20 protein-coding genes and 1 pseudogene are annotated in these 25,447 nt (G+C 67.2%); 10 read left to right on the top strand and 11 right to left on the bottom strand.

Annotated features, from left to right (window positions below; all coding sequences use genetic code 11):
• The first annotated feature begins 128 nt into the window (after positions 1-128).
• Genes ABZS42_RS24265 through ABZS42_RS24255 form a run of 3 tightly spaced genes read left to right on the top strand, consistent with a single transcriptional unit; the run spans position 129 to position 2,784 of the window.
• Positions 129-962 carry a type II CAAX endopeptidase family protein gene (locus tag ABZS42_RS24265; RefSeq protein ID WP_355148873.1) on the top strand — a complete coding sequence of 278 codons (834 nt, stop codon included), beginning with the start codon at positions 129-131 and terminating at the stop codon, positions 960-962.
• Entirely contained in the window at positions 959-2,128 is a 1,170-nt protein-coding gene (locus tag ABZS42_RS24260) for a histidine kinase (RefSeq protein ID WP_355148871.1), read from the top strand. The genes ABZS42_RS24265 and ABZS42_RS24260 overlap by 4 nt, the downstream gene beginning before the upstream one ends.
• The gene (locus ABZS42_RS24255) at positions 2,125-2,784 is read left to right on the top strand and encodes a response regulator transcription factor (RefSeq protein ID WP_355148869.1); all 660 of its coding nucleotides are present in this window, start codon (positions 2,125-2,127) and stop codon (positions 2,782-2,784) included. Before ABZS42_RS24260 ends, ABZS42_RS24255 begins: the two co-directional genes overlap by 4 nt.
• A 64-nt stretch (positions 2,785-2,848) precedes the next feature.
• On the opposite strand, the gene ABZS42_RS24250 is transcribed toward ABZS42_RS24255, so the two are convergent.
• The 10 genes and pseudogenes from ABZS42_RS24250 to ABZS42_RS24205 all read right to left on the bottom strand — a co-directional run.
• The gene (locus tag ABZS42_RS24250) at positions 2,849-3,121 is read right to left on the bottom strand and encodes an FtsX-like permease family protein (protein ID WP_355148907.1); all 273 of its coding nucleotides are present in this window, start codon (positions 3,119-3,121) and stop codon (positions 2,849-2,851) included.
• A 453-nt stretch (positions 3,122-3,574) separates the two neighbouring features.
• Positions 3,575-4,885: an ATP-grasp domain-containing protein gene (locus ABZS42_RS24245; protein WP_355148867.1), complete on the bottom strand. Its 1,311-nt coding sequence runs from the start codon at positions 4,883-4,885 to the stop codon at positions 3,575-3,577.
• Between the two features lie 41 nt (positions 4,886-4,926).
• A complete protein-coding gene (locus ABZS42_RS24240; RefSeq protein ID WP_355148865.1) occupies positions 4,927-8,319 on the bottom strand; it encodes an amino acid adenylation domain-containing protein in 3,393 nt (1,130 codons plus the stop codon).
• Positions 8,316-9,551: an aminotransferase class V-fold PLP-dependent enzyme gene (locus ABZS42_RS24235; RefSeq protein WP_355148863.1), complete on the bottom strand. Its 1,236-nt coding sequence runs from the start codon at positions 9,549-9,551 to the stop codon at positions 8,316-8,318. Before ABZS42_RS24235 ends, ABZS42_RS24240 begins: the two co-directional genes overlap by 4 nt.
• Positions 9,552-10,835: a phenylacetate--CoA ligase family protein gene (locus tag ABZS42_RS24230; protein ID WP_355148861.1), complete on the bottom strand. Its 1,284-nt coding sequence runs from the start codon at positions 10,833-10,835 to the stop codon at positions 9,552-9,554. It abuts the gene before it with no gap.
• A complete protein-coding gene (locus ABZS42_RS24225; protein WP_355148859.1) occupies positions 10,832-11,842 on the bottom strand; it encodes a TauD/TfdA family dioxygenase in 1,011 nt (336 codons plus the stop codon). The genes ABZS42_RS24230 and ABZS42_RS24225 overlap by 4 nt, the downstream gene beginning before the upstream one ends.
• A complete protein-coding gene (locus tag ABZS42_RS24220; protein ID WP_355148857.1) occupies positions 11,842-14,856 on the bottom strand; it encodes an amino acid adenylation domain-containing protein in 3,015 nt (1,004 codons plus the stop codon). Before ABZS42_RS24220 ends, ABZS42_RS24225 begins: the two co-directional genes overlap by 1 nt.
• An 83-nt stretch (positions 14,857-14,939) precedes the next feature.
• The gene (locus ABZS42_RS24215) at positions 14,940-15,530 is read right to left on the bottom strand and encodes a DUF6817 domain-containing protein (RefSeq protein ID WP_355148855.1); all 591 of its coding nucleotides are present in this window, start codon (positions 15,528-15,530) and stop codon (positions 14,940-14,942) included.
• Positions 15,527-16,825, bottom strand: coding sequence for an MFS transporter (locus tag ABZS42_RS24210; protein ID WP_355148853.1), 1,299 nt, complete (start codon positions 16,823-16,825; stop codon positions 15,527-15,529). The genes ABZS42_RS24215 and ABZS42_RS24210 overlap by 4 nt, the downstream gene beginning before the upstream one ends.
• A gap of 166 nt (positions 16,826-16,991) precedes the next feature.
• Positions 16,992-17,284 (bottom strand): annotated as a pseudogene (locus ABZS42_RS24205) (ISAs1 family transposase); the annotation flags it as partial.
• A 63-nt stretch (positions 17,285-17,347) separates the two neighbouring features.
• Between ABZS42_RS24205 and ABZS42_RS24200 the strand changes: the two are divergent.
• The 4 genes from ABZS42_RS24200 (at position 17,348) to ABZS42_RS24185 (ending at position 20,828) form a co-directional block, all read left to right on the top strand.
• Entirely contained in the window at positions 17,348-18,085 is a 738-nt protein-coding gene (locus tag ABZS42_RS24200; RefSeq protein WP_355148905.1) for a DNA cytosine methyltransferase, read from the top strand.
• A gap of 38 nt (positions 18,086-18,123) precedes the next feature.
• Positions 18,124-18,612, top strand: coding sequence for a hypothetical protein (locus ABZS42_RS24195; RefSeq protein ID WP_355148851.1), 489 nt, complete (start codon positions 18,124-18,126; stop codon positions 18,610-18,612).
• 243 nt (positions 18,613-18,855) lie between these two features.
• Complete coding sequence (locus tag ABZS42_RS24190; protein ID WP_355148849.1) at positions 18,856-20,076, top strand: hypothetical protein; 1,221 nt, start codon at positions 18,856-18,858, stop codon at positions 20,074-20,076.
• 287 nt (positions 20,077-20,363) lie between these two features.
• Complete coding sequence (locus ABZS42_RS24185; protein WP_355148847.1) at positions 20,364-20,828, top strand: hypothetical protein; 465 nt, start codon at positions 20,364-20,366, stop codon at positions 20,826-20,828.
• A 189-nt stretch (positions 20,829-21,017) separates the two neighbouring features.
• Here the strand turns inward: ABZS42_RS24185 and ABZS42_RS24180 are convergent, their stop codons facing one another.
• Positions 21,018-21,398, bottom strand: coding sequence for a CPCC family cysteine-rich protein (locus ABZS42_RS24180; RefSeq protein WP_355148845.1), 381 nt, complete (start codon positions 21,396-21,398; stop codon positions 21,018-21,020).
• Positions 21,399-21,499: 101 nt separating this feature from the next.
• Here ABZS42_RS24180 and ABZS42_RS24175 point away from each other — a divergent pair, with 101 nt between their 5' ends.
• The 3 genes from ABZS42_RS24175 (at position 21,500) to ABZS42_RS24165 (ending at position 25,376) form a co-directional block, all read left to right on the top strand.
• Positions 21,500-22,051 carry a transposase gene (locus ABZS42_RS24175; protein WP_355148843.1) on the top strand — a complete coding sequence of 184 codons (552 nt, stop codon included), beginning with the start codon at positions 21,500-21,502 and terminating at the stop codon, positions 22,049-22,051.
• 94 nt (positions 22,052-22,145) lie between these two features.
• Positions 22,146-22,682: a peptide deformylase gene (def, locus tag ABZS42_RS24170; RefSeq protein WP_355148903.1), complete on the top strand. Its 537-nt coding sequence runs from the start codon at positions 22,146-22,148 to the stop codon at positions 22,680-22,682.
• A 600-nt stretch (positions 22,683-23,282) separates the two neighbouring features.
• Complete coding sequence (locus ABZS42_RS24165) at positions 23,283-25,376, top strand: protein kinase (RefSeq protein ID WP_355148901.1); 2,094 nt, start codon at positions 23,283-23,285, stop codon at positions 25,374-25,376.
• Positions 25,377-25,447 lie beyond the last annotated feature (71 nt).

Below are 25,447 nucleotides of genomic sequence, written 5' to 3'. Positions count from 1 at the left end.
CACAGTTTGTCCCCCGTGCGAGCTACCTGCGAATGTCCACCGTGCGGTGACTACTTTGGGCGGGCAAATCCATAGCGTTCGGGGTAGCCCGCGACGCTCCCGCCGCGGCTTCTCAAGGAGTCATCATCGTGCGTCTGGTATGGCAACTCTTGGCGGTTGCGGCGGTGTGGATCCTCGGCAATCTGGGCACGGCAGCGGTGAAGGACACTCCCTGGCTGGCGCTCGTTGCCGGCCTGCTGACGGCCGCCGTCGGGGTCCTGGTCTACGACTGGGTGGTGCGGCGAACCGAGCACCGCGCCCCCGTCGAGGTCTCGCTGAAGGGAGCAGGTGCCGGAATCGGCTGGGGCACGCTGCTCGGCATCGCGCTGTTCGGGGCAGTGATCGCGAACATCGCCTTCTTCGGTGACTACACGATCAACGGCCTGGGCGCGCCGGCGAGCGCCGTCAGCCTGCTCGGGATCATGGCGGGTGCCGCTGTGGCCGAGGAGCTGGTCTTCCGCGGTGTCCTGTTCCGGAACATCGAGCGTTGGACCGGAACCTGGGTCGCGCTCGCGCTGACCGGCTCGCTGTTCGGCCTGATCCACCTGGCCAACGCGAACGCCACCCTGTTGGGTGCCATCGCTATCGCCATCGAGGCAGGCGGGATGCTGACCGCCGCGTACATTGCCACCCGCAAGCTGTGGGTGCCGATCGGTCTGCACTTCGGCTGGAACATCGCCGCTAGCGCCATCTTCAGCACCGAGGTGTCCGGCAGCAACACCGCGCAGGGCCTGCTGGACGCGACGATCTCGGGTCCCGCGCTGGTCACGGGCGGCGACTTCGGACCGGAGGCCAGTGTCTACGCGGTGGTGCTCGGCGTGCTGGCCACCGGCACGTTCATGTGGCTGGCCTACCGGCGTGGTCACGTGGTCCCCGTCCGTCGCCCGGCCCGGGCGGACGTGGCCGCTAGGCTCACTCGGTGACCGATCTCCGGCGGGTCCTGGACCGGTGGCGTCAGCTCGACGTCACGGTCCGGGACCTGCCGCTCGCGTTGGTGCCGGCGATCGCATCGTTCGTGCCGGCGTTCCACGGGCTTGGGACAGAGATCGGCGCGCTGCCGACCCGTCCCTTCGACGCGCTGGCCGTCGTCGCGATCGTCCTCCAGTGCTTCCCGCTCGCCGTTCGTCGGCGGTGGCCGGCCGCCTGCCTTGTCCTGGTGTTCCTCGGCTTCGCCCTCGATCAGCTCCGGGGTTACCACACGTTGGCGGGCGCCGGGCTCGCTATCGCGCTCCTGAGCGCGGGTGCCCACCTGGAACGCCTTCGCCGCACGGTCGCGATCCTCCTCTCGGCTGCCTACGTGGTGCTGGCGGTCGCGCTCGACCTGGTCGGCGGGACCGAGCGGGCGGACGGGTACCTGACGTTCTACGTGGCGCTGGTCCTCGTGTGGGCCGCGGGCTCCTGGCTGCGCGCCATCTGGGCGGCCGAGGCCGAACGGCGCCTCCGGGTCGCCGAGGAGACCCGCACCGCGGAACGCACGCGGATCGCCCGCGAGCTGCACGACGTCGTGACCCACCATGTGACGGCGATGGTCGTGCAGACAGAGGCTGCTAGGTATCTGACGGGCGCGCCCGACCGTCTCGACGACACCCTGAACGCGGTCACTGACACGGGCCGCCGGGCGATCGGCGACCTACGTCATCTCCTGGACTTGCTCGACCCGGGCCACGACACCGCTGCCCGGACACCGTCGCTCCGGGAACTGTGCACGCTCGTCGAGCAGACCCGCCGCGCCGGACAGCCGGTGGAGCTCACCGAGGAGGGCACGCCGTCGGAATCGGCCGGGAGCGCCGAGCTGGTCGCCCACCGAGTGGTGCAGGAGGCTCTGACGAACGCCCTCAAGCACGCACACGGCAGCCCGACTGCGGTGAGCGTGCGCTACGACGACAGGGAGATCACCGTGGAGGTCAGTACGGCGGGCGTGAACCCTGAATCCGCCGGCGCCCGACAGCGCCCTGCCGGCGGGAGCGGCCGGGGGCTCGTCGGGCTCCGTGAACGGGTGGACGCCCTCGGGGGCGAGTTCAGCGCGGACCGGCGGGCGGACGGCGGGTTCGTCGTCCGTGCGCGCATCCCTACCGGGAGCCGGGCGTGAGTGCGCCGCTCCGGGTCCTGGTGTGCGACGACCAGGCGCTGATCCGCACCGGTTTCGCGACAATCATCGACGCCCAGCCCGACCTCGAGGTGGTCGGCGAGTGCGCGGACGGGCAGGCCGTCGTCGACCTTGCGGGCCGACTGAACCCGGACGTCGTGGTGATGGACGTCCGGATGCCGGTGCTCGACGGCATCCAGGCGACCCGCCTTATCGCCGGCGCCGGGGTGGCGCGCCCCGTCAAGGTGCTCGTGGTGACGACGTTCAACCTCGACGAGTACGTCTACGAGGCGCTGCGCGCCGGGGCCAGCGGATTCCTGCTCAAGGACGCCCCGACCGCGCAGCTGCTGAACGGCATCCGCACCGTCGCGACCGGGTCCGCACTGCTGGCACCCGAGGTGACCAGGCAGCTCGTCGGCCGGTACGCGGCCCGGATCCGGCCCCCAGAGAGCGCGGACCCCGAGTCCGCGCTGACGCCGCGCGAGCTCGAGGTGCTGCGCCTCATCGCCAACGGCCTGTCGAACGGCGAGATCGCCGCGACGCTGGTGATCAGCCAGGAGACCGTCAAGACGTATGTGTCACGCATCCTGGCCAAGCTCGGCCTGCGCGACCGCGTGCAGGCAGTCGTCCACGCCTACCGCAGCGGCCTGGTGACCTGAGGATGGCGCACAGCGGCCCCGTGCACAGGCTGTGCACGGGGCCGCCGTCAGCGGCGGGTGGTCGTCATTCGACCCCGAGCGCCGCCACGGGTGAGGTGCGGGCCGCGGCCCGCACCGGTAGCACCGAGGCGAGGAGCCCAGCGACGAGCGCGATGGCCACGACCGCCCCGACATTGGTCCACGGAACGGCGTACCGGACGTCGCCCGTGAGGGACAGCGCGGTGGCGGCGCCGGCCCAGCCGAAGATCAGTCCGAGCACGATGCCGAGGGTCGCGCCGACACCGGCGATCAGGACGCCCTCGATGGCAAGCATGCCGCGCAGCTGCTCCTTGCTCAGGCCCGGCTTGGGACTTATCTGGTGGCTCGCCCGGAAACGCCGCTGGCATTCGGCAATCGCGCCCCAGTGCCGGACCTCTCTGGCCGTGACCCGCGGAAGCCGGAGTTCCGTCGTGACGTGGGCGCGGTCGCCCGCAAGGGCGAGGCCCCGATCGCGCAGATCGCGAAGGACTTCGGGATCTCCGAGTCGTGCCTCGTGGCGAGTCCGTAGAGCGTGGCGGTGACCGCGCCGCCGACGGCGGCGGCGAGGTATCCCCGGCGGATGCGGTTGCCGATGGTGGGTTCGGGTGTTGACGTGGCGGGTGTTCCGGCGAGCCAGGTGGTGGGTGCCAGGTGCGCGACGGCGAAGGCGGTGAGCATGGCGAGTGCAGTGTCACCGTCGGTGCCCCAGCCCCGAGCGGCGCCCTCATCTCGTGGCCATCGCCCAGCCGGTCCTACCTGCTTGGCCGCACCGTCAGCAGGCAGACCAAACAGGCGCTTGCCGATCATCTCGGTGAGGCGCGCAGTTCCATGCCTTCAGCTCCCGCGCGTTCACCTTGATCGGACCGTTGTCCGCCTCGAAGGTGAAGATAAGATGCTCCAGATGCATGTCGATATCAGAAATCATGCGAGAGTGAGCTGGCGCGCGGCCGTTTAACAGGTCTATCTCTTGAGTCCCGACTCCTCTGTCGAGCTCAGATCCCGGCCGTATTAAGATCTGATACGAGTCAACGTTCTCCATCGCACGGATCACCTTGGTGCCATCGATTCCCACGAGGCCGGCTGCTCCTCGTGGCGCCAGATTGGAATGCTGAAACACGACCTGCCCGCTCTTCGCCGATCCAACCGTCGAGGGTGGGCGACCAAGAGCGACCTCGACGGCGTATGTGGCGAGGTCGATGCCCAGCGCCCGACTGTAGAGGTCGCGCATGAACCCACCGAGGCGACCGTTGACCTCGATGATGTGGGGCCCGGACGGTGTCAACTTGATCTCTATGTGCAGGACGCCGTCCTTGACCCCCAGCGCCTTGGCAGACTCGATCGCCAGGTCGGCCACACGCGATTGTTCTTCAGCGTCGAGCGTCGAGGGGAAGAACTGGCCGGGCTCACGAAAGGGCGGGATCAGCTTGAACTTCCCGGTGATCGCACTGAAGATCGGCCGCGAATCGGACATCACGAGCTCCACCGAGACGTAGCTCCCGAAGTCTCCGGCAAGCCCGTCCGGCAGGTACTCCTCGACGAGCGCCGCTCCCTCTGAGTCGATGACGCGTGTCATCGACGCTCGTGCGGCTTCAGGGTCGTCCAGCAGAAGGGTGTTCCGGCTACCTTCACCCAACACTGGTTTGATAATGAGTGGCAGCGGCATCGACGCGAGAGCCTCGTCGGCCTCCGCAGCGTTGCGCACCAGCCTCGCACGCACGGAGTCGACGCCCGCCTCCATCAGCCGGCTACGCTGCAGATGCTTGTCGGTGAGGTGCGCGACAGTTTCGGGACTATGGAAGGGCAGGCTGGCTGCATCTGCGTAATCCGCCGCCGCCCGAAGCATGCGTTCACTGAACGTGACCACACCTGCTATGTGATGGCGTGCCAACGCGTCGATGCTTTCCGATATCTTATCTAGCTCGACGACCGGCACCTTCAGGGCTCGAATCACGGGTCGCAGGGCTGCGGTGTGCTTCGTGTCCGGGATGACAAGTACCGGTTCCGCGACGGCACGTATCGCGTCCAACGCTTCCAGGAGGCTGACCGCGCCTCTGTCGTAAACCAATGCAATTCGCTGCGGCACGTTTCCTCCGTAATGGCCAGCGATCCGAGTCGGAAGGACTGTCAGGTGGCCGGCGGATCCGGGACGGGGTTCTGGCGAATCGGTGGGCACGGCGCCTGCACATCGGCAGCGATGAGTTCAAGAGCTTCCCGGACGAGAGCACCCAGCCTGTTGGCAGTTCCGGACAGGTGGGCTGCGTTGAGGCCGGTAGTCACGCACAGGAGTCTGGCTCCGGTGCTGAGGCTGCGATCAAACTCGATGCGGAGGCCGAAGCTGTGGATGTCGTCGAACCACCAGTCGGCGACCTTCGCCCTGGTGAGGTTCCGGACGGCGTCAAGGTTGTGGAAGTCGACGAAATTGAAGGCGATCTGGTAGAGCGGGCCTCGCGACAGGCGTTGGATGTGGCTGACCGGGTACCGGCGATGGGGCTGCGCTGCGCGTTCGGTGTCGAAGGCCGCCCGGGCGAGGGTGGCCCAGGAGTGCTGCGACACGTCGACGGTCATCGGCAGGACGTTCAGCAGGACGCCGAGGAGGCGATCGGAGCCGGGCTCGTCGAGTCGGCCGTTCATCTGAACGCCCGTCACCGATGCCGGTCGGCCGGTGAGCCGGGCCAGCGCCCAGAGGTGCGCGGCGAGGTAGAGGGACTTCTGAGGTGTGCCGACGCGTGCGGCGGCGTCGCGCAGCTGCGCGTCCAGGGTGGCCGGCAACTCGATGCGACACTCGCCATGGAACTCCGGCAATTCGGGCAGCCGCGCGTCGGGCAGGCCGGCTACGACTTCGGTCCAGAAGGCGCGCGTCTCCGGCGATTCGATGGCCGCTCGCTCTGCGGCGACGAAATCGCGGTAGCGCGCCGGCGGCGCCGGATCGACCGGGTCACCACCCGCCAAGGCCGCGTCGTATGCCTGGAGCAGGTCCGTCATGAGCTGCGCCACGCTCCAACCGTCCAGCACGATGTGGTGCAGCGCGACGGAGAGGTGGAAGTCGTCGGGTCCGCGTACGAGCACATGGCAGCGCACCAGAGGCGCGGTCTCGAAGTCGAACGGGTCCGCCTGCTCCCGCTTCCACCATGCGCGCAGCTCGGCGTCGGGGTCCGGGCTCCCCGCCTCGTCGACGACCAGCGGTATGCGCGCATGGCGATGCACGAGCTGCATGGGCTCATTGAATCGTCCGACGTCGAACGACGTACGGAGAACCTCGTGGCGTTCGGTCATCGCATCGAGCGAGCGCCGAAGGGCATCGGCGTCGAAGCGACAGCACAGCCGCACACTGGCCAGGTCGTGGTAGAGCTCCGGCTGGTCGTCGGCCATTTCGCACTCGTACAGAATGCCGAGCTGCATCCCAGCGGCCGGATAGGCGTCCACCACACCGTCGGGAAGCGCCTGTGCGTCGACGTCCGCGAGTGAACTCTTCAGTGCCACGTCCGCATCGCCGATGCGGTCGCACTCGGCGGCGAGTTCTGCGATCGTGGGGTGCCGGAACACCCGCTCGATGGTCACGGGCAATCCCGCAGCGCGGGCCGCGACGCCGACGCGGATCACCGTGATCGAGTCGCCTCCGACCGCGAAGAAGTCGTCGTGCGCTCCCGGTGTCTCGATGCCCAGTTCATCCGCCCAGATCCGGGCCAGCGTGCGCTCGGTAACGGTGAACGAGTCAGCGGCCGGGTCGTGGGGCGCTGTGGTCTGCGCTGCCTCCGGCGGTGGTAGCGCATCACGATCGAGTTTTCCGTTCGTGGTCAGCGGCAGCGCGGCGCATGGCACGATCGCGGAGGGAAGCATGTATGCGGGTAACTGCTCCGCGAGGCGGGCCCGCAGGTCAGGCAGTTCCGCACCGGCCGGCACGACGTAGGCGACGAGCCTCGGCTCCTGGGGGACGTCCTCACGCAGCAGACACACGGCCGCACGTACACCCGGCTGGTCGAGCATGGCCCGCTCGATTTCGCCGAGCTCGATGCGGAACCCGCGAAGCTGCACCTGCGTGTCCGAACGTCCGCGGAAGGCTAGCTCGCCGTTGTCCAACCAGACGGCCAGGTCGCCCGTTCGGTAGAGTCGGCCGCCGGGCGTCCCGAACGGATCCGGAATGAACCGCTGTGCCGTGAGCGCGGGCCGGCCGAGGTACCCGCGGGAAACACCGGGCCCGCCTACGTACATCTCGCCTTCCACACCGGCGGGAACCTCCCGCAGCTGCGCATCGAGGATGTGGACCCGCAGGTCGCCGATGGGCACACCGATAGGGCTGACCGCCGCGTCGAGATCGGCGAGATCCAGCGGCCGGATCGCCACGTGCACCGTGGTCTCGGTAATGCCGTACATATTGACCAGGTGAGGCTGAGCCACCCCATATGCCGCGACCCACGACCGGAGTATCGCCGGATCAAGCGCTTCGCCGCCGAAGATCACCCACCGGAGCGCGAGAGGCGGGAAGTCAGCGCCCTCGGCGGCGCCGGCCAGGTGCCGGAACGCGGTGGGGGTCTGATTCAGCACCGTGACGCCCTGCAGTCGCAGCACCTCCAGGAACGCGGCCGGATCGCGGCTGGTGACGTAGTCGACGACGACGAGCCGACCGCCGTGCAGCAGCGCCCCCCACAACTCCCAGACCGAGAAGTCGAAGGCGATCGAGTGGAACAGCGTCCACACGTCGTCCGGTCCGAATCCGAAGTCCGCTGCGGTGGTCTCGAACAGTCGCATGACGTTGGCATGCGACACCACGACCCCCTTGGGCCTCCCCGTGGACCCTGACGTGTAGATGACGTACGCGACGTTTCCGGGACGGACATCGACGTGCGGCGCCGTGTCCGGGGCGTCGGGCGACACATCGCTGAACCTGACCACGGTTCGGCCGGTCGCGGCGAGCGCGGCGGCGTTCTCGTCGTCCGCCAGGACGCAGCGGCAATCCGCGTCGTCCAGGACGAACTGTGCGCGGTTCATCGGGTGGGTCGGGTCCAGCGGCAGGTAACCCGCTCCCGCCTTGAGGATCGCGATGACACCCACGACCAGATCGGCGGTGCGCTCCGCGTGCAGTCCGACGAGGTCCTCCGGGCCGACGCCGTGCGCGATGAGCCGATGCGCGAGCTGATTAGCTGCGGCGTCCACCTCGGCAAAGGTCAGTACGCCGCGGGAATCGACAACGGCGACCCGGTCGGGTGAACCGGCGGCGACGTCCGCGAAGAACTGGTGCAGGCAATCGCGACCGGTCTTCGTCGTCTTTTCGATCTTGATGCCGGCCGGGCCCGCGTGGGAGCCCACCGCATCGACATGCCGGCCCCGCAGGCTCGCCGGTCGCATATCGGTCCACACACTGGCGATGTGATCGAGGCATTCGGCCTCGGTCCCGGCGCTGCCGACCGGTCGCCAGCCCGCGGGAATCGGGTGCGTCTCCACCACGGTTGAGTACTGGCCCTCGTCATTGACGACCACCAGATGGCGAACCGTCTCGTCCTTGAGAATCTTGTCAGTCATCGGAGTCGTGCCGCTCCCACCCGCGCCGCCGTCAAGCCGAGCAGCTCGTCCAATGCTTGATAGAAACCCTCAACCTCGGCGACATCGGTGTACAGGTACGCCGACACGCGAAGCACCTCACCCCCGGCCAGGTCCGTGACCAGCGGCTGCGCGCACATGTGCCCACTGCGCACCATGTATCCGTAGGAATCGCTCAAGATGCGGGCGATCTCCCCGGTGGGGAATCGGCTGTCCAGCCGCAGACTGACAAGCGGCAGCCGGTCTGTCTCTTCACGCGGCCCGATCAGCCGGATGTCGGGACGGTCCAACGCCCCACTGACCAGGGCCGCGCAGAGCTCCTTGCCGTGCTGGTCACGCTCCGAGGCGTCCAGGCTCTCCAGGTACCGGATCGCCGCCGCGCTGCCGATGGCCCCGGCGATGGCCGGTGTCCCCGCTTCGAACAAGTAGGGAGCCCGCCGATCGACGCTGCCTTCGAGGTCGACCCAGTCGACCATGCCGCCGCCGACTGCTGACGGGCGCAGGCACCGCAGCATCCCGCTGCGGCCGAACAGGCAGCCGACGCCGGTCGGCCCGAGCATCTTGTGCATCGAGAACGCGAGGAAATCGACGCCCAGGGTATGCACGTTGACACGCTCGTGCGGCAGGAACTGCGCGGAGTCCAGGACGATCGTCGCGTCGCAGGCTGCTCGGACCTCCGCGATGAGTTCCCCCACGGGGTGGATAACGCCGGTGACGTTGGAACAGTGCGTGAGCGCGACCACCTTCGGCCTCCCACGCAGCAACTCCTGAAAGTGTCCACGGTCGAGGCGGCCATGAGCGTCCACCCGGGCGAGATCAAGACGACCGGCCCTACGCCACGGCAGCAGTTGGGAGTGGTGGGCGTCCAGGACGCCCACCACACGATCATCAGGATCCAGACCGAGGCCGTTGGCCACCACGTTCAGCGCCTCGGTGGTGTTGCGAAGCAGGACCAGTTCGTTCGCGGCGGCGCCGATGTGCCGGGCGATCACCATGCGGGATGCCTCATAGGCGTCCGACGCTTCCTCGGACAGCCGATGCTTTCCGCGGTGAATGTTCGCGCCGTTGGTCTCGTAGTATTCCGTCATCGCCTGGATCACGGAGCGCGGCTTGAGGGTCGTTGCGGCATTGTCCAGGTAGGAGATCGCCTGGCCGTCGATCGTGCGGCCCAGGGCCGGGAAGTCCTCTCGCCGAGGATGCTGACCGAGCATCATCTACCCTCCCGTGGATATGCAGGATTGGAACTTTCCGCTGCGTTCGCTGGCGATGTAGTCCGTGGCCGCGAGGCGCACTCCGTTCGGCGCCAAGGCGTCGGCCAGCCGGGCTTCGATCTGCGCGACGCCTTCCGTGACGGCGTCGGAATCCGCCTCGCCGTTGGGGATGTACCGGAAGGTGCAGGCACCGGTCGGGTCCTGCTCCAGCTGGTACAGGTCCAACCAGGGCGCCCTTCCCACCAGCGCGTTCACGCCTCCGGGCGTGACGAGCCGGCCGTCCTGCAGCCGGATCATGCCGGTGGTGCGGCCCTCGATCCGCACCACGGGCAGTTCGCTTCCGCACTCGCAGGTGGTCGGCAGCGGTGTGAAGTAGTCGCCGGTGGCGTAGCGAATGCGGGGGATCAGAGCATCGTCGATCGTGGTGACGTACAGCTCGCCTATCTGGCCCGCCTCGACGGGACGGCCGTCCCAGACAAACTCCGGATAGAAGTCGATGTTGTTGATGTGCCGGCGACCGAAGTGGCACTCGAATCCGAGGTATCCGAGTTCGGACATGCCGATCATGTCGCCGATCGGCACGTTCGGACCCAGGAACGCCTCGATCTGGCGCCGGGCGACATCGGTCATGAGGGTGTATCCGCACACGACGTGCAGCCGGCGCGACGATGTGATCTTGCGGCCGAGCCGACGTGCCCACCGGATGAGGAAGGCGAGGTGGGTCGGATCGACCACCAGGAGGTCGGGCTGGTACTCCTCAATCTCGTCCAGGGCTTGGACGATCTGCCACTCTGGGGTCGCCAGCAGGTCGTGCGCGACCGTCAGGACGAGCGTGCCGTCGGGCAACGTCCGGTCCTGCATGGTCGAGAACCCGGTGGCGCACTCCACGTCCGAGCAGTTCGGCGGCGCGTACCGGCAGATCTTGGGACGGCCGCCCGGCCGCCAGAGCTCGTCAAAGCGGCGGTTCACGCCGAGGCCGGTCGCCTGCCGGCGGGCCAGGTCGAAGGAGAGAATGGCGCTGTTGAGACGTTCGCCGGAGGTTCCCGAGCTCTGGAAGCGCATGACCTCCGGAGAGCTGAGGGTGTAGCCCTTGGCCAGCACGCCGGCCGGATAATTGCGCCGATAGTGTGCCTTCGAGGTCGGCGGGATCCGCCGGAAGTCCTCCGGGTCCGTGATGTCCTGCGGCCGCAGGCCGTTGGCCTCCATGTGCTCGCGGAAGAACACGGTCCGTTCGAAGGCGTAGGCGATCTCATCCCGAACGGCTTCGAACATCATCGAATCGCTCATCCCATGGCTACCAGGAGCTTCCGCGGCCCGGAGTACGGCCTCCGGCCATGAGCGAACTGGACGTTGTCCACGACCAGGATGTCGCCTTCCTGCCAGCGGAACGCGATCTCCTCCGCGGCGTAGGCGGCCCGGATCTCGGCCAGGTCGGCCGGATCGAGCGCGGTGCCGTCACCGAGCGTGGCGTTGCGGGGAAGTTCGTCCTCGGCGAAGCTCTCCCGCAGTTCGCTCTGCACTTCCTCGGGCAACGAACTCACATGGAACAGGTGTGCCTGGTTGAACCAGCACTTCTGTCCCGTCGTCGGCGACTCGACGCTCGCCTGCACCACGTGCTGGGTGCGAAGTCTCTCTCCGCCGAGCCACTCCGCCCGGATGGAGTGCTGCTTGCAGTAGGCGTCTACCTCGCTGCGGCTCTCTGTCTGGAAGACCTCCTGCCAGCTCAGATCCATACCGCTGCCGAAGTTGCGCACGTACCTGACGCCGTGCCGCTCGAAGCGCTCCCGGATCGCCGCTGGCACCCGGTCGTAGACCCGGGCGCTGTCCGCCAGCGGTGTCTCACCACCTTCGGCTGCGCGGATCACACTGCCGAAGAACAGCGTGGCCGGCCAGGAGTCCGAGTACGACATCTCGTTGTGCAACGGAATGGTCTGGTCGGCGGGGTATTCCGTGGACGTGAACACCTTGCCGCTGACCCTGGTCCGCGGAGTGGAGCGATTGTCGTAGGAGAGCAGCGATCCCGACAACGCCGTGGCCAGGGCGGCAAGTCCATCGGCGTCCAGCGGGCTGAAACCGCGTAACAGAACTGCGCCGTGCTCATCGCGCAGCCGGGCGAGGGTGTCGCCGGAGCGGGACACCCAGTCCCGCGCGTCGAGCCCGGCCAGCGTCGGTTCGCAGGAAACCGCTCGCGTTCCTTCCAGCAGCGGTGTCACCTTGACGAGTTCCCCGTCACCGACCGATACGGCTTTCCGGGGACGGCTGAAACGGCCCGGCGAACGTGCCTCTGCTTGCATCACTTCACCTCGGCCTTCTCCGCGAGGACCTGGTCGATGTACTCGGCCAGCTCCGCGAGCACGGGTCGCTCGAACAGGTGACGTAGCTTCAGGTTGACCTTGAACTCCAGGCGCAGTTTGGCGACCAGCTGGGTCGCCAGCAGCGAATGGCCGCCGATCTCGAAGAAGTCGTCGTCGGCGCCGACACTCTTCAGCAGCAGGAGCTGAGCCCAGACGTCGGCGACCTTCCGCTCGGTCGCGGTCCGGGGCTCGACGGTCGACGTGGACCCGGCATCATAGGTGCTGGGCTCGGGAAGCATCGACGCGTCAATCTTGCCGGAGCTGGTGAGCGGGAAGGCCTCCAGCGCCACGAAATGCGCCGGAATCATGTACTCCGGGAGACGTTCGGCGAGGTAGCAGCGAAGCCAGTCCGCGGACCCCCGCGTGCGCTCCACGTCGGTCAGGTATCCGACGAGCCGTGCCGTCATGCTTTCGCCGGTGAACACGACCAGACTGTCCGTCACCCGCGGATGCTGGCGCATGACCGCCTCGATCTCGCCGATCTCCACCCGGAACCCGCGCACCTTGATCTGGCGGTCGCCTCGACCGAGGAACTCGAAGGTCAGATCGGGAAGCAACCGCGCCCTGTCACCGGACCGGTACATCCGGGCCCCCTGGACCGGGGTGAACGGGTCCTCGATGAACGACTCGCCGCTACTGGCAGTTCCAGCGAGATACCCCTGCGACACCGAGGCACCGCCGATCCAGAGGTCCCCCGGAACGCCGACGGGCAGCGGCCGGCGGTTGCGGTCCAGCACGTAGCAGCGCGCGTGCCGCATCGGCCGGCCGAGCGGCAGCGTCGAGGTCAGCCCGGCCAGGCGGTTGTCCGTGATCTCCCCGCACAGAACACCGACGGTGGTTTCACTCGGACCGTAGTGGTTGAACAGCTTGCAGTCGCCGAGCAGGGGCTGAAGCAGTCCGTACGAACCCCAACCGGTCGCCTGGCCGCCCAGGACGAGCGCCTGGCGGGGGATCAGCCTCGACGGCTCCCCGGCTACCGAGATAACGGCCTCGAGGTGGGACGGCGTGATCTTGATGAGGTCGAACGTCTCCTCGGTGAGCAGATCCGCGAGGGCCTGGGCGTCGCCGGAGTCACAGGCACCGACGATTCGGAGCGACCCGCCGGTCATGAGCGGCGGGAACAGCGCGGTGTTGCCCAGGTCGGTGCCGAGCGTGCTGAGCGCGGCGGAGTCGATCGCGCCGGTGAGGCCGAGACGGTCGACAACGCCGTCCAGGTAGACCGCAAGCTGCCCGTGGCCGACCATCACGCCCTTGGGCGTGCCGGTGGAGCCGGAGGTGAACAGCAGGTACGCGAGGTCGTCGTCCGTGGTTTCGACGTCCGGGCGCCCACTGCTCCGGTCGGCGCAGACCGTCAGCTCCGCGTCGAGCAGGACCACGTCGCAGTCCGCGGGCAACTCCAACCCGTCCGCGTCGGTGGCCACCACCTGCCGGAATCCGACCGCGTCCGCGATGGTGGCTCGGCGTTTCGACGGCAGTTGGGGGTCGACCGGGACGTAACCGGCTCCGGCCTTGGCGATCGCCAGCATCGCGACGATCGCCAGGTCCGAGCGTTCGAGGCACAGGCCGACGAGGTCGCCGCGGGAAACGCCGCGCGCGATCAGCTCGTGGGCCAGGCGGTTGGCGCTCTCGTCGAGTTCGCGGTAGCTCCAGACACGGGCGGTCGCCTTGAGCGCCGTAGCGTCGGGGGAGTGCTGAGCGGTTTGCTCGACCTGCCGGTGCCAGTGCGCGGGACGGACGCTCGGGGCGTGCTGGGCGTTGACGGCCTCGATGAGCGCGCGGACCGCATCCTCGTCGAGCATGGCCCACTCGGACACCGGGGTCGAGGGGTCGCCGACCATGGCCTCCAGGGCGGCGCGCAGGCAGGTCAGGAGAGCCTCCGCACCCCCGTCGGCCATTCCCTGTGCCTGGTACGACAACGTGAGGCGGATCCCCTCAACCGTCGCCCGTGCCACGAGGTCGACTTTGTGGATGAGGCTGAGCGGCTCCACCCACAGGTCCTCATAAACCATCGCCGAGTCCGCCGGGAACTCCGCGACATCCGTGAACGTGAAGCCCGGGATCACAGCGGCGTACTGCATGGGCAGCTCGGCCAGACCGCTCTCGAAACCGGCCGACATGAGGCCCTGATCCGTGCCGGCGAGCAGGCCGCTGACGGTCGTCTTGTCGTCGAAGGCGGCGAAGACCGGCGCGGGGGTCTCGAAGCTGCCCACGGACGCGGCCAACTCGTCGAACGGCCGCCCGGGAAGCGTCGCATCCACGGCGAAGGCCTCGGGCTGGCCGGTGGCGTGCCAGAGAGCGACGAGCCAGCCGGTCAGCAGGACGCTGCGCAGTCCATGGCCGAGGTCGCGGCCGAGCTCTCGCAACGAGTGGGCCAGCGGGGCCGGGACCGGCCACTCCAGCACTTCGCGCCCGGTCGAGTCCGAGCGCAGTTCGAGCGGCAGGTGCAGCGGTGCCAGGGCCATCAGGCGTGCGCGCTCCTCGGCGGCGGCCTTCTTCTGATCCGCGGTCGGCGCAGCCTCCTCCAGCTGCCACTGCGCGAAGTCCGCGTACTGCACGACGTCGTCGCGGGTCCAGGACTTGCCGTTCAGACGTTCGGCATAGGCCTGCTGCAAGTCTCGGAAGAAGATTCCGGCCGAGGTGTCGTCCATGCTCAACCGGGGCGCTGACAGGATCAGCGACCGGTGCCCGTCGGCGTCAGTGTGCAGGGTGAGGCCGATGACGTTCTCGTAGGCATCCATGCGCGACTGCTCGCGGACGATCGTCCTCACGTCGCCGCGACTATCGGTCACGTTGATGCGTGGTTCGTCCTCGATGACCATCAGCATGCTGCTGTTCGCACCGAGGACCCGGCGATAGGCGCAACGCAGGCTCTCGTGTGCCGACGCCACGTCCTGGGCCGCCCGCTCGAGCGCATCCAGGTCAACCACCGGTCCGGCGAGCCGGACGCCGGCCACCGTGCGGCCCCTCGCTCCGGCGGAGACCAGATCGATAATGCGTTCCTGCTGAACAGAGAGACGAAAACCTTCCGTCGGCTGCATCAGTTCTGCTTCGGATCGATCCACAATGCGCCTCCCGTGAACTTGTTCCAAGTCTCGATCGTGTCCGGGCCGAAATACTCGGCGACCACTCTCCAGAACCCGGCGTATTCCGTCGGCAGGTCTACCAGGGTGTGGCCGACCTGCGGCGGCATGTGCGCCAGGACGTCGCCCAGCTTCATCCGGAGAATGTCGGAGGCCTCGTCACGACTCAGCGGGATCACCTCGCCGGTGCGCCGGTCCTTGATCTCCGGAATCCCGTCCGGACGCATCAGCTTGCGGAAGCTTTTCCCGAGCGATGCGTAGCTCATGACGGAGAACGTGAAAATCATTTTCTCGACTTCGGGTCCGACGATTTGCCGAACCTCGACGCGTCTTTCATCCGGAATGGATTCCACGTCGTCGTTGTGGAGTCCCTCCGTCCCGTATGCCCCGTGGAAGAGTCCGGCCAGGCAGACCTGTTCCTTGGCCTTCATGTCTTGGAGAATGGTGCACGCCCGGAACATGTGTTCAACCAGGGTCACGTCCTGATGCGCAGCCTTGTGCAGGCCCAACTGCTCGAGTGCGCCCCGATATGCCTCCATGTCAATCATGTGCTCTCACGCTCCAACTGGAAATCGTCGCGGACAACAAGGTGAGATACTGACCGCACGTGACGGAACGGCGACATCAGCGCCAGTGCTGCCGGAATGATGAATCCCAGCCCGATGACCACCATCGTGGTCCGGGCACCTAATGCGTCGCCCATGAACCCGGCGATGAGCGCGCCGACTGGAAGAGTCCCCCACACCATAAAGCGCATGGAGCCGGTCGTTCTGCCCATGAGGTGCGTCGGAGTGATCATCTGGCGAATACTGATGGCATTGATGTTGAATAGCGGTTCAGCCGCACTGATCAACGCGAATCCGGTGGCGACGACGGCGATCGCGAGCCAAGAGGAGCCGCCGGCCGCCGCCAGCAGCGCACCGCCGACGCTGCCTGCGCACATGGACAGCACGATGCACCAGCCCAGGCCGAACCACCTGGTAATCCGCCCCACCACCGCGACACCCAAGAAGGAGCCGAGGCTTCCGACAACGACCAGGGCCGCGGCGCTGGCGCTGCTCATCTTCAGGTCCCGGGCGAGGTAGACGAAGAAGATCGCGAGAAGACCGCTCTTCAGCAGGTTCCACATCGCGATGATGGCAACGTTCCATTTCAGAAGGCTGGTACTGAAGATGAAGCGCAGACCACTCTTGAAGTCTTGCCAGATTGACGCATCGTGCGCGACGACGGGTTTCGGATCGGGGGCTCGAATCGAGTGGATGAAGAGCGCCGATACCACGAAGGAGAACGCATCCACGGCTATGGTGACCGGCGCCGAAAGCACCTTGAGCAGCACGGCGGCAACGCCCGGTCCGGACACATTCGCCAGCGACCCGCTTGCCTCCAGCCACCGGTTCGCCGTCAAGAGATCGGTCGGCCGCACCAGTGAGGTAAGTGTGCTCTGATAGGCGATGTCGAAAAAGACGGTGCACGCACCCACGGCGAACGCGACTCCGTACAGCCAGTGGATATTGAGGGTATGCGACAGCCACAGTGCCGGGATCAAACCCAGCGCCACCGCCCGAATCCAGTCCATGAGAATCAGCACCCGGCGCGACCGCCAACGATCGATGAGGACGCCGGCGAAGGACCCGAACAGCAAGAACGGTAAGCGCTCCACCGCCGACAGAATTCCCACCTCCTTCGCGTCGGCGTCCAGCGCATACAGTGCTGCCAGCGGAAACACGACAAAAGTGACCTGAGAGCCCAGGGCGGAAATGGACTGCGCAATCCAGAGTTTGCGGAAGTTCGGATGGTCAGCGGCGAAAGACCGCGCAACCCGACTGTTCACCTTGGCGAGCATGTCCCCTCAACCGTGGGATTGACAGATTCGAGGCATAGCCCGCAAGGATTTGATCCTATCGCTGCCTCCCCCAGGCCCTTAATCAAAGTACACCGCGAGCCAGCCCATCGCTACCCCTCAATCCCTGGATGACCACAGGGCGTAGACCAGGGCCCCGGCAAAGTCGTCAGGGGATGCCGAGTAGTGCCAGCGGGCGGGTGCTGTCGCGGCCGTGATGGCGGTTGGCGGCGGCGATGTTCGTGATGCCGGCGGTCCGTAGTACGCCGATGGCGGCGTTGCGCAGGGCGGCCATGACCTCGGGTCCGGTGCCGGTGCGGATCTGGCTGCGGTCCTCGTCGTTACGTCGCGGACCCAGTGGACCTTGTTCTCGATCGACCAGTGCCCGCGGGTCCACGCGGCCAGTTGTGCTGGTTTCGCTTGATGGGCGTGGAGATCGGTGATGGCGTAGACGGTTTCCGACTCCAGGCCGTGCGCAAGGCCCGCGCCGGCGGCATCCCGCTGCACCTGATCACCCACGAGGACGTGCTGATCTTCCGCCGCCCTCGATCGACTCGAATCCAGGGAGCCTGGACAACGCCACATGTGTCGCGGCCGGTCCCGTCAACGGTCCGGAGGTGCGTCATTGACCAACAGGCCTCACCACGCATCGGATCCTTGTGCACCGGCCACGGCGGACTCGACTGGCCGTCAAGCTGGTGCTCGGCGGCCGACGCACCTGGTAGGCGAGATCGACCGACACGCGCGCACCGTCCTGGCCCGCCACTGGCCCGGTGTGCCCAACCTCGGAGACATCCGCACCGTCGACTGGACCCGCGCCGCCCCGGTCGACATCGTCACCGCCGGATTCCCTGCCAGGACATCAGCAACGCCGGTAAACGCGCCTGCATCACCAGCGAGCAGCCTCTGGACCAGGATCGCCGACGCCATTCGGCACTTCGACCCGCGCTCGTCTTCGTGGAAAACGTCGCCGCACTGAGCCGACGCGGCCTCGACGTCGTCCACGCCGACCTGACCGCGATTAGGTATGACACGCGCTGGCTCTGCCGACGCGCATCCGACATCGGCGCCGCCCACCGCCGCGAGCCGCTGTTCCTGCTGGCAACACCTCAAAGACACTCCCCGCGGGCACGGACGCTGCCCACCCCGTGCGCGCGAGACGGTAAGGGCCCGCGCCACCCTCACCCCTTGACCTCCATAGGAGCATCGGGATGGCAAAAGCGCGCGGTCTGTGGGCGCGCCCGATGGTGCCCGACGCAATAAGGGCTGCGTCATCACCGCCGGTCAGCCAGCATGACGGAGTGCCTGAGCTTGTGTGGGACGACGTCAAGAACTTCTTCGACCCGAACCTGATGGGTGCGTTGCCAGACGTGTGTGTCGAAGATGCTTCGGTGGAGGACTGGCAGGCGGTGTTCGACCTGGTCCAGACGCAGGGCTGGAAGTGGGAGTACTCAGTGGGTAACGCCGTCGTACCGCTTCCTCCAGCAACTGATGTGCTAGCGCGGCCTGCTGGCGCTGAGTTGCCGATTTTGCGGGTGTGGCCGGTCCCTGCCGTCCAGGTTAACTTCTGGCCATATTCTGTGGGTGAGATCGACTTCGATATCGACCTGCGGGAGCTGCAAGGCCAGGAGCGGCTGGACATGCTGTGCGGGTTCTTTGCAGCGATCGGGCGCAGGCTCGGCAAGTCGGTCTTGATGGCTCCCGAGAGCGACTACCATCATCCGGTCCTCGGGTTCGACGTCGAGGCTGACCGGGTCGTCCTCCTCGCCGACCCACGTCTACCCGACTAAAACCAAGACGGCCCTGGCGGGTGACCAACTGGGAGACGATCGGCGCGGACACCTGCGGACGTCCACGGACTCCGAAGGACTGTTCGGCGGCTCAGCGACGACGTAACGGCAGGTAAGAGCCCGTTGTTGGTTGCCTGGGGGTCAAGGCGTCGCTGGGTTGACATCCATAGGAGCATCGGGGTGGAGTCCCGCCTGGGGCTAGGGCTGTCAGCACCGGCGGCTTCCCGCGCCTATGGTGATCGGATGTCGCAGCGCTCGATTCCTGCTGAAGAAGTCGATTGGTCGTCGGTGAGCCACGCCTACGGTCCGGCCATCGAGATCCCAGGGCTACTACGATCCGTTAGATCGGACAGCAAGCAGGCTCGCCAAGGCGCATACAGTGACCTCGTTGATCTGCTCGGGCATCAGGGGTCCCGGTACGAGGCGAGTGCTGTGGTGGCCCCTCACTTGATCGATATTGTTGCTGATCCGTCGGCCCCGGACCGTTTTGCTGCCTGCCAGGTGTTGGCGGCGATCGCGGTGGGCGACGAGAGTTCCTGGCTCAGCGACCGTTCTGATCCGGCAGAGATGAGGGCTGAAGTGCGGCGCCGCGCACCGTTGAGCCGAGAGCAGTTGGAGGCGGAGCACTGGGCCTGGGTCACAGCGGCAGCAAATGAGGAGGAGCGCAGCGCACGGGAACGGCGCGCCCAATGGCGAGACGTCGAGGCAGACCGCGACGAGGAACGCTGGACGATCGCGGCGTATGACGCTGTGCGGGCTGGCGTTCCTGTCTACGTGGCAGCGCTGAAGGCGCCCGAGGCTGCGGTCCGGCTGTACGCCGCTTATCTGCTCGCTTGGTTCCCTGAGGAAGAGGGCTTGGTCGGCCCAGCGTTGGCCGATCTGATCCGGCGGGAGCCTGAACCGATCGTCGCGGCAACTGGCTGCGTCGCGGCTGGCCTGAGTTGCCCCAACGGCAGCGAAGCACTCATTGGTGCGCTCTCAACTCGCCGAGACAGCACCAACCGTGCGGAGCGCTGGTCGGCGGTGTTGGGCCTGTCGCGGATGTTGAGGCATCCGGACCGATCCCTGGTCGGGGATCTCTACTCGTGCCTCTTCGGGGCCGTCGCACCCGTTCCCCACTGGCCCTTCTTCGAAGGGGACATGGCCGGCATGGCAACCCTGACGATTGCAGACCTGAGTCCCGAAGTCGCCGGAGACCGCATCGATGTGCTGGCCGAGAGGGCGGTCGCCGCTGACCCCGCCACAGACAACTTCACTCTGCTGACGGCTCTATTAGATGCCGCGTTCCCCGAGCCGTTGCCGGACGGTGCGGAAGTCGACGACCTCACGGTGGTCCAGCAACGAGCGCTCTCAACGCTGTTGCGCAGCAACATCCTGCAGAGAGGGGCGATGGTGGCCATGCTCCTCCGCCGCTACAACCTCCCTGATAGCGAGCCACAACTTCGAACTTGGTGCGGAGGTTGATGCGGCCGACGGTTTCCTCTTTGACGACGGCTGAGTGCCCAACTGGGTGACGATACAGCGCACGCCCCCGTGGTCGCCGTGCCCGAGGCGTGCCCGATGCAGCGGTCAACACCGGCTAACAGGGGCACGCGGCACGGCTCCAACCTCAGCGATCGGCCTTGCTCGACCAGCGATACGGCCGTTCAGCGCATAGCCCAAGCCGCCCGACAGGTCGACGCAAGGCACCTTCCAAACTGACGGTCCGGGCGCACTCCCGGACAGGTTGGATGGATGTACGGTCCATCGCCATGAGCTATGACCTGATCTTCGTGCCTCGAAGCGACGACCAGTCCTGGGATGACGCGTTGGACGGGGCAGAGGAGGCCGACATCGACGAGCGCCAAAGCGGCGAGAGCTGGTCCCGACTGGTGGCGGCGGCGCGGCAAGTGCTCGGTGAGATTTCCGTCTTCGAGGGGGCCCACGACTACGAGCTGAGCCACGAGTCGACCGGCATGCAGCTCAGCTACTACGCAGAAGCAGCTGGGATCACAATTCCCTACTGGTACCGAGGTGGGGGTGCCCGGGCGATCGTCACGGCGATGTATCGACTCGGTGAAGCTGTCCAGGCGGTCACGGGCCTACCCGGGTACGACCCCCAGCTGGGACTGCCGCTGTTAGATGCCGTCGCGCAGCCGGACCTTGCCGTCAGGGTCTTCGATGACGTCGCAGCGTCCTTCGCGGAACGGGGGATCTCCAGCCCCAGTAATGGCTGAGTGACTATCTGGGTGACGACGGGTACGAGCAGCGGTGGACGGCCACGGACTCCGGTGGAGAGCTTCCTCAGCTAGGTGCAGCTGAGAGCGCAGGTCAGCACGCCGTATTGGTTGCCTGGGGGTCAAGGGTCATCGGGTCGAATCTGCCGCCCGCCATGGGCTCGAGGAGGCGGCGGGCGAGGGATCCAGTCACTGTCTACGCCAGGCGCCGGCATCGCGGTAGCGCCACCAGTACAAGACGGTCAGATCGTCCGGCCACGGTGCGAGCTGGCAGAGGGTCGGTTCGAAGGTGTCGCGGCCGAGGTCGATCGGGCGCCAGTGCGGTTCGCGGTCATAGTCGTTCGTGTCGGCAAGCTCGACCCCCAGCGGTAATTCGGTGCAGGCGCCTGTATGCGCGAAGTCCCGCTGGCCCTCGATGAGTGAGACCTTGTTGGCGCCGCTGGCAAGCTGTGGCCAACGTAACTGAAGGATGTCGTCTTCCCACCAGCAGACCGGGCAGATGCCGTAACTGCCCGGCGCTCCGCTCATCGTCCGGTAGCCGCAGCACGGACAGGGGTATACGAGTTCCACACCGCCTACCATCCGCTCGCACCTGCCGTGGTGTCCCGTGACTTACACGGCCATGGCGCGGTCGAGCCACGAAGCTGGCCAGCAAGGCAAGGCAAGGCGAGTTGCGCAAGCAAACAAGCCTCTGGGTGCTGGAGCCCACGGGGCTGGATATCCCCGGCGGACCGAAGCCGCCATACCGGCGAAGGTGCGGGTTCGCGACCAAGCCGGCGCTGGGGTTGCAGATGCTGCGCCGCGCGCTGGACGCGGGGCTGCCGGCCCGGTGGGTTACCGCCGATGAGGCCTACGGCAAGGACAGCAAGTTCCGGCTCTGGCTGCAGAGCCGCCGTATGAGCTACGTCCTGGCCGTGGCCGGCAACCAGAAGATCCCGACCGACGGCGGCAGCGCCCGTGCCGACGAACTGGCCGCCGCGGCCCCTGCCCCCGCGTGGAAGCGGCGCAGCTGCGGCGCCGGCGCCAACGGACCCCGTCTGTTCGACTGGGCCGTGGCCACCCTGCCCGACACCGGCACCGCCGACCACGGATTCACCCGCTGGCTGCTCATCCGCCGGTCGATCACCGACCCCACCGAGCACGCCTATCGGCGCGAAGGCGAAGGTGGGGCCCTGCGACGGGTGCTGTCGGTGGAGTTGGCCGCCCGCTTACCCCAGCCGTGACCGGCTCCCGACCGGGGTGTTGGGCGTGACGAGGGCCATGAGCGTCGTCCCGGGTGGACGGGAAGTGCCGGAGTGTCGGGTTGTTGTCATAGATATGACCGTTCTTCCGATCAGAACCGTTGGTGACCCCGTGTTGCGTCAGGCGGCAAAGCCCGTCGAAGCTTTTGATGCGGAGCTGCGCCGGCTCGTCAAGGACCTGCAGGAGACCTTGGCTGACAGCAGGGGCGCGGGCCTGGCCGCGCCTCAACTCGGTGTGGGACTGCGGGTCTTTGCCATTCATCCCGAGCTTTCCGATGGCAAGCTCGACCACCTGGTCAATCCGGTGTTGAGCTTTCCGAATGAGGACGAGCAGGACGGCATGGAGGGATGTCTCTCCATTCCCGGCGTCTACCTCGATACGAAGCGTCGAATGAACGTGGTTGCTGCCGGCTTCAATGTTTACGGTGACCCCGTGCAGATCGTCGGGTCGGGGCTGCTCGCGCGCTGTGTTCAACACGAGACCGATCACCTTGACGGCGTGTTGTTCATCGATCGGCAAGACCCTGAGGGGCAGCAGCGGATCATGTCGATCTTGCGTGAGGCGGCGTGGTTCGACGGCCAGGAGGCCGCCATCAAATTCAGTCCGCACTGATGGCGTAGGTCCGAGGTGGTCGCATCAGACGCGAGGTCGTCGCGTGTGATGCGACTGGTGGAAGGCTGAGACGCGGTGCCGCCATGTTCCTTACCGGGAACTTCGCTGAGCGTTGGTCGTTCGCTGGGTGACTGACGCTTCGCCGCTGATCGCGAACCAGCCGACCAGCAATGGCGGGGAGCACCTCGTCAGCACACCTGCCTGACGCCGCACCGGCTCGACCCCCGGCCGCTCCCGGCGAGCCGGGAGCCCAGCACGCGACGGCAGGCAGCGGGTGCGGGCCACCGACGACCCGGCGCGGCAACGCAAGCTGTGTGACCGCGCCGGGCTTGTCGGCCCATGTTCGCGGACCCTGGCCTCCGCGGCCGCCGGGCCACCGGCATGATCTGACAGTCCGACGCGGCACCGCACCGGGTGCGGGTCTGTGCGGCATGGTGGGCGAGAACCGCGCGGTCCACTCGGCGCTGTAGGCGGATGAACCACGAATAGCTCGCGCGACTCGATATTCGATGTGATCTTCCCAACTGGACTGTCTCGCGCGGGATCATACTTGCTGGTAGCGATATTCATGGCAGTAGTGTCTGGCGTGTGCCCGACACAGTGCCTGACACGCCTCACCATTTGATCGCGGATCGGTATCGGCTGCTGGAACCGCTCGGCCAGGGCGGCATGGGCCGTGTATGGAAAGCCCGCGATGAAATGCTGAACCGGGACGTCGCTATCAAGGAGCTGGTGTTTCCGCCCGGACTGACCGATGAACTACGCCGCGAACTGCGCGAGCGTTCCCTGCGCGAAGCGAGGTCCATCGCCCGGCTCAACCAGTCCAACGTGGTCCGCGTCTTCGATGTGATACGTGTCGATGCCAAACCGTGGATAGTGATGGAGCTCGTGCCGTCCCGCTCGCTGCACCAGGTTCTCGCGACTGAGGGGCCGATGCGGCCGGAGCGGGTCGCGGAGATCGGGCTGGGCGTGCTGGCGGCGTTGCAGGCCGCACACCGCGCGGGGGTGCTGCATCGGGACGTCAAACCGGCCAACGTGCTGCTCGGTGCGAACAATCACGTGGTGCTCACCGACTTTGGGCTGGCCATCGGATCCGACGATCCCGCTGTCACTCGTACCGGGATGGTGGTCGGGTCCCCGGCGTACCTCGCGCCGGAGCGAGCCACCGGCGGAGCGGTGGGACCGGAGGCCGACCTCTGGTCGCTCGGTGCGACGCTCTACGCCGCCGTGGAAGGGAAGCCACCCTACGACCGCTCGTCGTCGATCGCGACGCTAGCCGCGCTCGCGACCGAGGATCCACCGAAGTCGAAGCAGGCGGGCCCGCTGGCGGCCGTGCTCGACGGCCTGCTGCGCCGCGAGCCGTCGGAGCGACTCAGCATGGCGGAGACGGAGCGGTTGCTGCACCGAACCGCCGGTACGGCGACCACCGCGACCCCGGCATCGGACGCGTCGAGCCCTGGCCTTGCGGCGAACGCGTCGAGCCCTGCGTCCGACCCGGTGGGAGTGAGCGGCGACACCCACCCCAGCGGTGGCGGCGGCAAGGCGCCCGTCTTCACCACGACGCGACGCTGGTGGCTCGCCGGGGTGGTGGTGGCATTCGTGGTCAGCGTGCTGCTGGTTCGGGCCGACGTGTTCGGCATCTCCGATGCGGGGTCGGCGGTGGCGGTGCCGGGAAGTTCCCCGAGCGTCATGCGCGACGCCCCGCTCGCCGCAGACGCGCAACCGATGGCCGACTGGCGTGACTACCTGGACAACACGGGCTTTCGCGTGCTGGTGCCGAGTACGTGGCTGGTACATCGCGAAGGGCAGCGGGTCGAGTTCCGCTCGCAGAGCGGTGGCGACACGCTTACGGTGAGTCAGTCGCGGGCACCTGAGTCCGACCTGGTGGCCGCCTGGAAGTCAGCGGAGAAATCGCGGCCGGACACGGAGCGGTACCGGGACTATCACCGGGTGCGTATCGCCGCGGTCGACTACTACCTGCGGGCCGCCGACTGGGAGTGGACCTACACCGGCGAGAACGGCGAGCGGATGCACGCCATCGAGCGAAGGTTCGCCACGAGCGCCGACCAGGCGTACGACATTCTGTGGTCGGTGCCGGACGCGACGTGGGATGAGAACCAGACCGCGTTCCGGCTGATCAAGGAGAGCTTCCGGCCGGCCGGCACGGCCAGGACGACCCCGGGTCCGAGTGCGAGTCCGACTCGGCCGGTCGGCTCGGGACAGGGGCCGACACCGATGCCGACTGTAGCCGCACGTGCCCCGTCGGAGCGGCCCACGCCATCGAGCCCCGAGCCGGCTCGGCCCCAGCCGGTGCCCGGCGCCGAGGTCCACTGGTTCGGTAACAACAAGTGCCTCACCGCCCCGAGCGAGGCGGCCGGCGGAGATGTGTCGGTGAGCATCTGGAGCTGCAACGGCAGCGCGGGTCAGAAATGGACGTTCGCCGCCGATGGCACCGCGCGGGCACTGGGCAAGTGCCTCACCGCGGACGGCGGCCGGAGCGAGAACGGTACACGGATCCGGCTCACCACCTGCAGCGGCGCCGCATCTCAGCAGTTCGTTCTCAAGAAGTCGTATGACCTGGTCTACGTCACAGCGGACCGTTGCGTCGACGTGATCGACGGAGGCACCGCCAACGGTACCCACCTGCAGCTCTGGCAATGCAACGGCGGCATTAACCAGAAGTGGCGCCGATAGCTGCCGAGAGCAGGTGCCGTCTGCGTGCTCACCGGCCGCCAGGGCGAGCACCTGGGCATTGAGGCGGTGGC

Source organism: Micromonospora sp. NPDC005367 (genome assembly GCF_040606825.1).
In the GTDB taxonomy this organism is placed as follows: Bacteria; Actinomycetota; Actinomycetes; order Mycobacteriales; family Micromonosporaceae; genus Micromonospora.
Note: the sequence above shows the minus strand (reverse complement) of the source record. Positions and strands in the feature narration are given on the sequence as shown.

Bases quoted from the DNA above. Each gene is read 5' to 3' on its own strand.
- ABZS42_RS24240 (WP_355148865.1), bottom strand. From the start codon at position 8,319: ATGACTGACAAGATTCTCAAGGACGAGACGGTTCGCCATCTGGTGGTC.
- ABZS42_RS24235 (WP_355148863.1), bottom strand. From the start codon at position 9,551: ATGATGCTCGGTCAGCATCCTCGGCGAGAGGACTTCCCGGCCCTGGGC.
- ABZS42_RS24230 (WP_355148861.1), bottom strand. From the start codon at position 10,835: ATGAGCGATTCGATGATGTTCGAAGCCGTTCGGGATGAGATCGCCTAC.
- ABZS42_RS24225 (WP_355148859.1), bottom strand. From the start codon at position 11,842: ATGCAAGCAGAGGCACGTTCGCCGGGCCGTTTCAGCCGTCCCCGGAAA.
- ABZS42_RS24215 (WP_355148855.1), bottom strand. From the start codon at position 15,530: ATGATTGACATGGAGGCATATCGGGGCGCACTCGAGCAGTTGGGCCTG.
- ABZS42_RS24210 (WP_355148853.1), bottom strand. From the start codon at position 16,825: ATGCTCGCCAAGGTGAACAGTCGGGTTGCGCGGTCTTTCGCCGCTGAC.
- ABZS42_RS24190 (WP_355148849.1), top strand. From the start codon at position 18,856: ATGTCGCAGCGCTCGATTCCTGCTGAAGAAGTCGATTGGTCGTCGGTG.
- ABZS42_RS24185 (WP_355148847.1), top strand. From the start codon at position 20,364: ATGAGCTATGACCTGATCTTCGTGCCTCGAAGCGACGACCAGTCCTGG.
- def (WP_355148903.1), top strand. From the start codon at position 22,146: ATGACCGTTCTTCCGATCAGAACCGTTGGTGACCCCGTGTTGCGTCAG.